Raw genomic sequence first — 10,011 nt, 5'->3', positions numbered from 1 at the left:
CCCCCATATCCGGGAAGGGGCTCCAAGAGGCTCACACGGGCGTTGAGCGCTTCGGCCTGTCAACCTCCGGCTACGGTGAGGGACGCCTCATGAGTCACGGACGCTTCAGCCCCCGCGCCGGCCCCCGCCTGCCGCGGCCAGGACCGCCTCCGCGGCCCGGGTTGCGCGGTGCGGAACCGGTGGCGTACGCCGGGCCCGACGCGCCGCGAAGCGTGCGCGACCAGGGGCAGGGGCGCAGCCGCCGCTGGTCTTCCCCGCTTTCCGCCGGGGGAGGGCGGCGCGGCTCGCCCGGGCCGTGAGCCGTCCAGGAGCCCCGGAGGCGCACCGCCTCGGACGTCTTCAGCCGAACGTCGTCAGCCGTACGTGTCGCCCGGACCCGTGCTGCCCGGCGCGCGAAGCGGGCCGTACCGGTGCGCGGGGCCGCCCGGACCCAGGACCTTGATCAGGCGGACCGTGCCCTGCCCGAGGTCCTCGTTCAGCCGGGCCACCAACCGCGGCGCCAGCAGCCGCAGCTGCGTGGCCCACGCGGTCGAGTCGCACTGCACCGTGAGCACGCGCTCGTCCGGATCGTCGTCGTACCGCAGCGGAACACAGTGCTTCGCCAGGTCCTCGCCCACGATCTGCGGCCAGCGGCCCATCACCCCACCCACCGCCGCGGGAGTCTCCCAGCCCCGCTCGGTGATCAGCCGACTGATCGCCGAGCCGAGCGGCAGCGGATCCCGGCCGTCCGCCCGCGCTCCGGAACGCAGTCCTCCACCCCGCCTGGCCTGCCGCTTCTCCTGCGCGGCAGCACCCCGCGCCCGGGCCTGTTCCTTGGCCGCGCGCAGCGCGACCCGCGCCAGGTCCACCCCGGAGGGCTCGGGCACCTTCGCCGGGCTCCCAGATGTCTCGTTCTCGCTCATACGCGCTCCACCGCGCCGTCCGCGACCGTGTACCGCGCCCCTGCCAGCACTCCGGGAACGTCATCGTCCACAGCCGCCGTGACCAGCACCTGCTCGCCCGGAGCAACCAGCTCCGCAAGCCGCTCGCGCCGCCGCGCGTCCAGCTCCGCGAAGACGTCGTCGAGGACGAGCACCGGCTCGTTCCCCTCGGCCCGCAGCAGGTCGTACGAGGCCAGCCGCAGTGCCAGCGCGTACGACCAGGACTCGCCGTGGCTCGCGTATCCCTTCGCCGGCAGCTCGCCCAGCTTGAGCAGCAGCTCGTCGCGGTGCGGCCCGACGAGCGTGACCCCCCGCTCGATCTCCTGCTTGCGCACATCGGCGAGCGCGGCGACGAGCTGCTCGTACAGCTCGTCGCGCGTCTGGGCGGAGCCGCCTGCCGATCCGCGGTACTCCAGCGTGACCGGGCCGCCGCCCGGAGCGAGCTGCTCGTACGCCTTGTCGGTGAGCGGCTGCAGCGTCGCGATCAGATCCAGCCGCCGAGCCAGCAGCTCCGCCCCGGCCTGCGCCAGATGCTGATCCCACACGTCGAGCGTGGAAAGGTCCATCGAGCGGCCGCCGTGCCGCCGCGCCATGGCCGCCGACTTCAGCAGCGTGTTGCGCTGCTTGAGCACCCGTTCGTAGTCGGATCGCACTCCTGCCATCCGCGGCGAGCGCGCCGTGATCAGCTCGTCCAGGAAGCGCCGCCGCTCCCCCGGATCGCCCTTCACCAGCGTCAGATCCTCCGGCGCGAACAGCACGGTCCGTACGATCCCGAGCACGTCCCGCGGCCTGACCTGCGACGATCGATTGATCCTGGCTCGGTTCGCCCTGCCGGGATTGAGTTCGAGCTCTATCAGCTGGGACCGCTCGCCCTGCGTGACGGCGGCCCTGATGACCGCCCGGTCCGCCCCCATCCGCACCAACGGCGCGTCCGAGGCGACCCGGTGGCTGCCGAGCGTCGCGAGATAGCCGACGGCCTCCACCAGATTGGTCTTGCCCTGCCCGTTCGCCCCCACGAAAGCGGTGACGCCCGGGTCGAGCGGGACCTCGACCCGGGCGTACGAGCGGAAGTCGGCCAGCGACAGATGCGTGACATGCATGGTGGACGCCGACCTCCCCCGGCTTACCGCTTGCCAACAGGCCTTACCAACAGCCTGTGGATTACTTCTTGCTCTCGACCGCGTGACCGCCGAACTGGTTGCGCAGGGCCGCGATCATCTTCATCTGCGGGGAATCGTCCTGACGGGACGCGAACCGCGCGAACAGCGAAGCGGTGATCGCGGGCAGCGGTACCGCGTTGTCGATGGCGGCTTCCACGGTCCACCGGCCCTCGCCGGAGTCCTGTGCATAACCGCGCAGCTTCTCCAGGTGCTCGTCCTCGTCCAGCGCGTTGACCGCCAGGTCGAGCAGCCAGGAACGGATGACGGTGCCCTCCTGCCAGGAGCGGAAGACCTCACGGACGTCGGTGACCGAGCTGACCTTCTCCAGCAGCTCCCAGCCCTCGGCGTAGGCCTGCATCATGGCGTACTCGATGCCGTTGTGGACCATCTTCGCGAAATGGCCGGCACCGACCTTGCCCGCGTGCACCGAGCCGAACTCACCCTCGGGCTTCAGCGCGTCGAAGATCGGCTGCACCTTGGCGACGTGCTCCTCATGGCCGCCGTACATCAGCGCGTAGCCGTTCTCCAGGCCCCAGACACCGCCCGACACACCGCAGTCGACGAAACCGATGCCCTTGATGCCCAGCTCGACGGCGTGCTTCTCGTCGTCCGTCCACCGCGAGTTTCCGCCGTCCACGACGATGTCGCCGGGGGACAGCAGCTCGGCCAGCTCGTCGATGGTGGACTGGGTCGCGGCACCCGCCGGGACCATCACCCACACCACGCGCGGACCCTTGAGCTTGTCCACAAGCTCCTGAAGGCTGGGGACATCGGCGAGGTCCGGATTGCGGTCGTAACCGATGACGGTGTGGCCTGCGCGGCGGATGCGCTCGCGCATGTTGCCGCCCATCTTGCCGAGGCCGACGAGACCGAGCTCCATCAGACAGATTCCTTACGGTGTGGCGTTTCGTACCCGCGTCCGAGCCTACGCCGGGGCACGGGCACACACCTGTGGGGTCGGCCGCTCAAACGTACGGACCGTGCAGGTGAGCGGGCCGCGCGGCCGAGCGGGGCTCAGCCGCTCAGTCGCACCGGCATACTGCGATCTTGTGGGGACCGCCGCCACGCCCCCGACCGAGGGGCGCAAGGGCTGACCCGCCCTCCATCGCTCAGCCGCTCAGTCGCACCGGCATGATCAGGTACTTGTACGCCTCGTCCGCCTCCGCGTCCACGGCCGGCTTGCCGCTGAGCAGCGCGGGCTTGGTGGAGGTGGTGAACGAGAGCTGGGCCACCGCGGAGTCGATGGCGCTCAGACCGTCCAGCAGGAACGTCGGGTTGAAGGCGATCGAGATGTCGTCGCCCTCCAGCTGTGCGTCCACCCGCTCCACAGCCTGTGCGTCGTCGCTGGAGCCGGCCTCCAGGATCAGCACGCCCTGCTCGAAGCTGAGCCGCACCGGCGTGTTCCGCTCGGCGACGAGGGCGACACGCTTCACGGCCTCGACGAACGGCGCGGTCTCGATCACCGCGACCGAGTTGAACTCGGTGGGGAAGAGCGTCCGGTACTTCGGCAGGTCACCCTCGAGCAGCCGGGTGGTGGTGCGGCGGCCGGCGCCCTCGAAACCGATCAGCCCCTCACCGGCACCGGAGCCGGAGAGCGCGAGCGTGACCGTGTCACCGCTGGTCAGTGCCTTGGCGGTGTCCAGGAGCGTCTTGGCGGGCACCAGGGCGACCGCGGAGGCGTCCGGGGACTCCGGCTTCCAGAGGAACTCGCGGACCGCGAAGCGGTAGCGGTCGGTGGAGGCCAGGGTGACGGTGTCGCCCTCGATCTCGATCCGGACGCCGGTGAGGACCGGGAGGGTGTCGTCGCGGCCGGCGGCGATGGCGACCTGGGCGGCGGCGGAGGCGAACACCTCGCCGGGGACCGTGCCGGTCGCGGTCGGCATCTGCGGCAGGGCCGGGTACTCCTCCACAGGAAGGGTGTGGAGGGTGAAGCGGGAGGAACCGCAGAGCACGGTCGCCCGTACACCGTCTGTGGAAATCTCCACCGGGCGGTTGGGGAGAGCGCGGCAGATGTCGGCGAGGAGACGGCCGGAGACGAGGACCGTCCCGTCCTCCTCGACCTCCGCCTCGACCGAGACCTTCGCCGAGACCTCGTAGTCGAAGCTGGAGAAGCTGAGAGCGCCGTCCTCGGCCTTCAGAAGAAGGCCCGCGAGAACGGGCGCCGGCGGACGGGCCGGGAGGCTCCGTGCCACCCACGCCACCGCCTCCGCGAGTACATCGCGCTCCACCCGGATCTTCACCGGAACCGCCTCCTGCTGTTGCTCGCTCGCCCTGCTGGCCTTCGTCGTCGGCATGGGGGCTCCCAGCCGGAGCCAGGGGCCGATGCCGGAGACCAGTCTGACGCACCGCACCGACACTCGGTGCGGCTCGGGGTCAAGTCGAGACAAGCGGCGGCCAGAGGTCCGGCACCGAGTTGTGCACAGGGCCCTCTTCGAAGCGAATTCCCCGGTAACTCTAGGTGGGAGTAGTAGTAGGGCCTGTGGAAACCGTGGATAACGCCATCCACGCAGGTCAGACCCAATTTTTTGTCCACGGGCCCTGTGGGCGGGAGCAGTGGACAACCTGGGCTGTCTGTGGACACCCGAAAGTTCTGCACACCCGATGCACAGGCCACAGGGACTTCTCCCCAGTGCTGTCCCCAGCTTTACCCAGGTTCCCCACAGCCCAATCCAGCACCTTGGTGTGACGCCTTTCACTCGGTCCAGTGAGCTTGGGCGTTTCGTTGCCGAACAGTGGACAGGGGTGTGGAGAAGCTGTGGGCAACACGGCCGGGCCTGTGGGCTGGGTGGGGACAACCTTGATCGCACCCTGTGGACGAGCGGCCCGTCCACAGGGTGTGGAGCACGGTTGGCCACAATTCCACAACCGGCTGACCTGCCGTGATCATGCTTCAGCAGCCGGCCCTGTGGATGCAATCTGGACAACTCGGCAGTCCCCAGGCTGTGGACGGAAGATCGTTCCCAGATCTGTGGAGAACGGCCGGCCGGCGGTCCGTATTCGAACAGAGCAATGTCGCGCCGGTGGCGGCGCGGTTGCGTGGCGATGGCCCGGAACCGCGAAGGGCGCCCCAGGAATCCGTCCCGGGGCGCCCTTCGGAGCCCTGCCCACAGCCTGTTCAGGGCTCTGTGGAAGCCCGCTCAGCCGTTCTTGATGCGGTTCGTCAGCTCGGTGACCTGGTTGTAGATCGATCGCCGCTCGGCCATCAGCGCGCGGATCTTCCGGTCCGCGTGCATCACCGTCGTATGGTCACGGCCACCGAACTGCGCACCGATCTTCGGCAGCGACAGATCGGTGAGCTCACGGCAGAGGTACATCGCGATCTGGCGCGCGGTGACCAGCACCCGGCTCCGCGACGAGCCGCAGAGATCCTCCACCGTCAGTCCGAAGTAGTCGGCGGTCGCCGCCATGATCGCGCTCGCCGTGATCTCCGGTGCGGTGTCCTCGCCACCCGGGATCAGATCCTTGAGCACGATCTCGGTGAGCCCGAGGTCGACCGGCTGCCGATTGAGGCTCGCGAAGGCCGTGACCCGGATCAGCGCGCCCTCGAGTTCGCGGATGTTGCGCGAGATCCGCGAGGCGATGAACTCCAGTACCTCCGGCGGGGCGTTGAGCTGTTCCTGCACCGCCTTCTTACGGAGGATCGCGATCCGCGTCTCCAGTTCGGGCGGCTGGACATCGGTGGTCAGACCCCACTCGAAACGGTTCCGCAGCCGGTCCTCGAGGGTCATCAGCTGCTTGGGCGGCCGGTCCGAGGACAGGACGATCTGCTTGTTCGCGTTGTGGAGCGTATTGAAGGTGTGGAAGAACTCCTCCTGCGTCGACTCCTTGCTCGCGAGGAACTGGATGTCGTCGACCAGCAGGATGTCCACATCCCGGTAGCGCTTGCGGAACGCGTCGCCCTTGCCGTCGCGGATCGAGTTGATGAACTCGTTGGTGAACTCCTCGGAGCTCACGTACCGCACCCGGGTCCCCGGGTAAAGGCTCCGCGCGTAGTGCCCGATGGCGTGCAGCAGATGGGTCTTGCCGAGTCCCGACTCCCCATAGATGAACAGGGGGTTGTACGCCTTCGCCGGCGCCTCGGCCACCGCGACGGCGGCCGCGTGCGCGAACCGGTTGGACGCGCCGATGACGAAGGTGTCGAAGAGGTACTTGGGGTTCAGCCTGGCGTGCGGCTCGCCGGGGCCCGGAGCCGGCGCGGGCTGTGCGCCCAACGGGCCGGGTCCACCGCCGGGTACTCCCCCGACGGGCGGGCCACCGTGCCGCGGCGTCTGCGGCTCCGGCAACTCGTGCCGCTCGGGACGCTGTTGCTCGTACTGCCCTCGGTCGGGCATCGGTGAGCGGTAGTCGTGCTGAGGCTGCTGGGGGCGGGCCGTGGCGTAAGGGTCGCGCTCCTGGAAACCGCCGAGCCGCGGCTGCTGCCAGGACAGCTCCTCCTGGGTGCGCGGCCAGGCCCCTGGCTCGGGGCGCTGCTGGTATTCGGGATAGGCGGGGCGGACGTTCGGCAGACCGTCGTCACTCGGCGGCCGGTGGCCGTATCCCTCGTAGGTGTCGCTCTGGTGGGACTCGTCGTGCTGCGGACCCTGATAACGGTGCTGTTGCCGGGCGGGCGGCGGCGGGGCAGCCGGCTCGGCCGCGGAGTCGTCGACGGTGATCGCAATCCGGATCGGGCGGCCGCATTCGCGGCTGAGGGTGTCGCTGATCAGCGGGGCCAGCCGACCTTCCAGGACGCGCTTGCCCCATTCATTGGGGACGGCGAGGAGAGCAGTGTCGGCCACCAGCGCGAGCGGCTGGCAGCGCTCGATCCACTGCTTGTCCTTGGGCTCGATGCCCTGCTGGCCCTCTCCGAGGAGTTGCTCCAGCACTCGTGGCCACACTGCGGCAAGATCGGCAGGTACGTCAGCCACAAGGCACGCTCTCTCACAGGTCCCACGAATGTGTGGTTCTCGGGACGGGTCGGTCAGGCCCGGCAGGCGGGTAGGAAAGGAATTCGAGTCCAGTCACGGTAGTCAGGCCGACCCGTGCGGTTCAAGTTGTTGTCCACAGCCTGTGCACAGTCGGCGCGGCGGTGACCCTGGTTTGACCGGATGGCGTAGCCGCGCGTACCGTAACCAGGTCGAGTTGTCGATGGCTGCTGCCGCCTGCCTCCGATGGGCAAAGATCACGATCAGTGATTGTGAAGCGGTGCACTCGGGCGTATTGCGAGCTACTCGTGGGCGCACGGTGACAGCCAGGCGATGCCCCGCCACTACACGAATCATTTCTGGAGCCCCCGAGTGAGCAAGCGCACCTTCCAGCCGAACAACCGTCGTCGTGCGAAGACCCACGGTTTCCGCCTGCGCATGCGTACCCGTGCCGGCCGCGCCATCCTGGCGAACCGCCGCAGCAAGGGTCGCGCCAACCTGTCCGCCTGATCGCTAACAGGTCATGACGTGCTGCCTACCGAGAATCGGCTGAGGCGGCGCGAGGACTTCGCGATCGCGGTACGCCGAGGACGCCGGGCCGGACGCCCGCTTCTCGTCGTCCATCTACGCAGCGGTGCAACGGACCCGCACGCGCCTGGGGAGAGCGCTCCCCCGACGCGTGCGGGTTTCGTCGTGAGCAAGGCAGTAGGTGGCGCGGTCGTACGGAACCAGGTGAAGCGCAGACTGCGGCACCTGATACGCGACCGCCTGCCGAAGCTGCCCCCCGGTAGCCTGGTGGTCGTACGGGCGCTGCCCGGAGCGGGCGACGCCGACCATGCACAGCTGGCCCGAGACCTGGACGCCGCCTTTCAGCGGCTGCTGGGAGGGGGCGCGCGATGAAGTACCCGCTGCTGGCTCTGATCAAGCTGTACCAGTGGACGATCAGCCCGCTGCTGGGGCCCGTCTGCAGGTACTACCCGTCGTGTTCTCACTACGGATATACAGCCATCGACCGGCATGGCGCGGTGAAAGGCACGGCGCTGACCGCCTGGCGCATTCTGCGGTGCAATCCGTGGTCGCCCGGTGGCGTGGACCATGTCCCACCGCGCAAACGACCTCGTTGGCACGAGCTGCTGCGCGACTACCTGCGCGGCGGCAGGGGCGGGCAACAACCTGAGACCAGCCCGGCCGCAGAGACCTCGCCCAATGCTCAAGGAGCCTGATTAGTGGACACGATTGCCAGTCTCTTCAGCTTTATCACCACACCCGTCTCCTGGATCATCGTCCAGTTCCACTCTCTTTACGGGGCGGTCTTCGGTCCCGACACGGGCTGGGCCTGGGGACTGTCCATCGTGTCCCTGGTGGTGCTGATCCGAATCTGTCTGATCCCGCTCTTTGTGAAGCAGATCAAGTCGATGCGGAACATGCAGGCGCTCCAGCCGAAGATGAAGGCGATCCAGGAGCGCTACAAGAACGACCGACAGCGTCAGTCCGAAGAGATGATGAAGCTGTACAAGGACACGGGTACCAACCCGCTGTCCTCGTGCCTGCCCATCCTGGCGCAGTCGCCGTTCTTCTTCGCTCTGTACCACGTGCTCAGCAATATCGCCTCGGGCAAGACCATCGGCGTCCTCAACCAGAGTCTGGTGGACAGCGCGCGGCAGGCTGAGATCTTCGGCGCTCCGATCGCCGCGAAGTTCACGGATTCCGCGGAGAAGGTCGCGGCGCTCCACGCTTCGATCACCGATGTGCGCATCGTCACCGCGGTCATGATCGTCCTGATGTCGGCGTCGCAGTTCTACACGCAGCGCCAGCTGATGCAGAAGAACGTCGACCTGAGCGTCAAGACGCCGTACATGCAGCAGCAGAAGATGCTGATGTACATCTTCCCGATCATCTTCGCCGTGATGGGCATCAACTTCCCCGTCGGTGTCCTTGTCTACTGGCTGACCACCAACGTGTGGACCATGGGCCAGCAGATGTACGTGATCAACCAGAACCCCACCCCGGGGTCCAAGGCGCAGGACAACTACCTGCAGCGTCTGCTGAAGAGCGTCAGTGCTCACGGTGAGGTGCGCGGCCGCCGTAAGCGCAACGTGGTCCAGGCCATCGTCGCCAAGGGCTCCGACCGCAACGACAACGAGCGCAAGTTCATCGCAGGCCTGGCCAAAGCGGGCTTCGCCGCCCAGGCGGACGGCACCGTGACCAAGAGCGATGCTGTCGCCACGGAGGCCGAAGCCGCCGCAGCCGCGCGGCGACAGCCCAAGCGTCAGAGCAAGGCCCAGCGCCAGTCCGGTGGTGCCCAGCCCCAGCAAGCCGGCTCGGTGAAGCCGTCGCTGGAGAAGCAGGACCAGCCGCAGGACGCCACGCCGAAGCCGGCCGGCAAGACCGGCCCCGGTACTGCTCGTCAAGCCAAGACCGGACAGCGCAAGGGCCAGCAGAGGCCCAAGCACCCGTCGTCCAAGAAGTAAGAAGGAGTCCATCCGTGACGGAAGGCACCACCTCCGCCGCCGCCGAGGGTGGCGACACCCTGACCCGCCTGGAGCAGGAGGGGGAGATCGCCGCTGACTACCTCGAGGGCCTGCTCGACATCGCCGATCTTGACGGCGACATCGACATGGACGTCGAGGCGGACCGGGCCGCGGTCTCGATCATCAGTGACGCGAGCAGCCGGGATCTGCAGAAGCTCGTGGGCCGCGACGGCGAGGTGCTGGAGGCGCTCCAGGAGCTGACGCGGCTTGCGGTGCACCGGGAGACCGGGGACCGCAGCCGGCTGATGCTCGACATCGCGGGCTTCCGCGCCAAGAAGCGTGCCGAGCTCGCCGAGCTCGGGGCCAAGGCCGCGGACGAGGTCAAGAACACGGGCGAGCCGGTGAAGCTGAAGCCGATGACGCCGTTCGAGCGCAAGGTTGTGCACGACGCGGTCGCGGCCGCGGGTCTGCGCAGTGAGTCCGAGGGCGAGGAGCCGCAGCGCTTCGTCGTCGTGCTCCCGGCCTGACCTCATCGTTCTGTCGGCCCCGTCTGTGTTCG

At 68.4% G+C, this 10,011-nt stretch carries 10 protein-coding genes; 5 read left to right on the top strand and 5 right to left on the bottom strand.

Translation table 11 applies throughout. The features are described from left to right. Window positions 1-353 precede the first annotated feature (353 nt). The 5 genes from ACZ6ZQ_RS10690 to dnaA form a co-directional block, all read right to left on the bottom strand. Window positions 354-902 carry a DciA family protein gene (locus tag ACZ6ZQ_RS10690; RefSeq protein ID WP_469768165.1) on the bottom strand — a complete coding sequence of 183 codons (549 nt, stop codon included), beginning with the start codon at window positions 900-902 and terminating at the stop codon, window positions 354-356. Continuing rightward, entirely contained in the window at window positions 899-2,020 is a 1,122-nt protein-coding gene (gene recF, locus ACZ6ZQ_RS10685; RefSeq protein WP_469768164.1) for a DNA replication/repair protein RecF, read from the bottom strand. Before recF ends, ACZ6ZQ_RS10690 begins: the two co-directional genes overlap by 4 nt. Before the next feature lie 61 nt (window positions 2,021-2,081). Continuing rightward, complete coding sequence (gene gnd, locus ACZ6ZQ_RS10680) at window positions 2,082-2,960, bottom strand: phosphogluconate dehydrogenase (NAD(+)-dependent, decarboxylating) (protein ID WP_453659768.1); 879 nt, start codon at window positions 2,958-2,960, stop codon at window positions 2,082-2,084. A gap of 229 nt (window positions 2,961-3,189) precedes the next feature. Then, window positions 3,190-4,320, bottom strand: coding sequence for a DNA polymerase III subunit beta (gene dnaN, locus ACZ6ZQ_RS10675; RefSeq protein ID WP_469768274.1), 1,131 nt, complete (start codon window positions 4,318-4,320; stop codon window positions 3,190-3,192). An 897-nt stretch (window positions 4,321-5,217) separates the two neighbouring features. Beyond that, complete coding sequence (gene dnaA, locus ACZ6ZQ_RS10670) at window positions 5,218-6,984, bottom strand: chromosomal replication initiator protein DnaA (RefSeq protein WP_469768163.1); 1,767 nt, start codon at window positions 6,982-6,984, stop codon at window positions 5,218-5,220. A gap of 369 nt (window positions 6,985-7,353) precedes the next feature. Here dnaA and rpmH point away from each other — a divergent pair, with 369 nt between their 5' ends. Genes rpmH through ACZ6ZQ_RS10645 form a run of 5 tightly spaced genes read left to right on the top strand, consistent with a single transcriptional unit; the run spans window position 7,354 to window position 9,979 of the window. Beyond that, window positions 7,354-7,491 (top strand): 50S ribosomal protein L34, encoded by a 138-nt coding sequence (gene rpmH, locus ACZ6ZQ_RS10665; RefSeq protein WP_018846094.1) that lies wholly within the window; start codon window positions 7,354-7,356, stop codon window positions 7,489-7,491. An 18-nt stretch (window positions 7,492-7,509) separates the two neighbouring features. Beyond that, on the top strand, window positions 7,510-7,881 hold the full coding sequence (gene rnpA / locus ACZ6ZQ_RS10660; RefSeq protein ID WP_453659766.1) for a ribonuclease P protein component: 372 nt from the start codon (window positions 7,510-7,512) through the stop codon (window positions 7,879-7,881). After that, a complete protein-coding gene (gene yidD, locus ACZ6ZQ_RS10655; protein ID WP_469768162.1) occupies window positions 7,878-8,204 on the top strand; it encodes a membrane protein insertion efficiency factor YidD in 327 nt (108 codons plus the stop codon). The genes rnpA and yidD overlap by 4 nt, the downstream gene beginning before the upstream one ends. 3 nt (window positions 8,205-8,207) lie before the next feature. Then, window positions 8,208-9,452 carry a membrane protein insertase YidC gene (gene yidC, locus ACZ6ZQ_RS10650; RefSeq protein WP_469768161.1) on the top strand — a complete coding sequence of 415 codons (1,245 nt, stop codon included), beginning with the start codon at window positions 8,208-8,210 and terminating at the stop codon, window positions 9,450-9,452. Between the two features lie 14 nt (window positions 9,453-9,466). After that, entirely contained in the window at window positions 9,467-9,979 is a 513-nt protein-coding gene (locus ACZ6ZQ_RS10645; protein WP_469768160.1) for a Jag family protein, read from the top strand. Window positions 9,980-10,011 lie beyond the last annotated feature (32 nt).

Source organism: Streptomyces sp. NPDC053673 (assembly GCF_055585225.1).
This window is presented reverse-complemented; position numbering and strand designations above follow the sequence as displayed.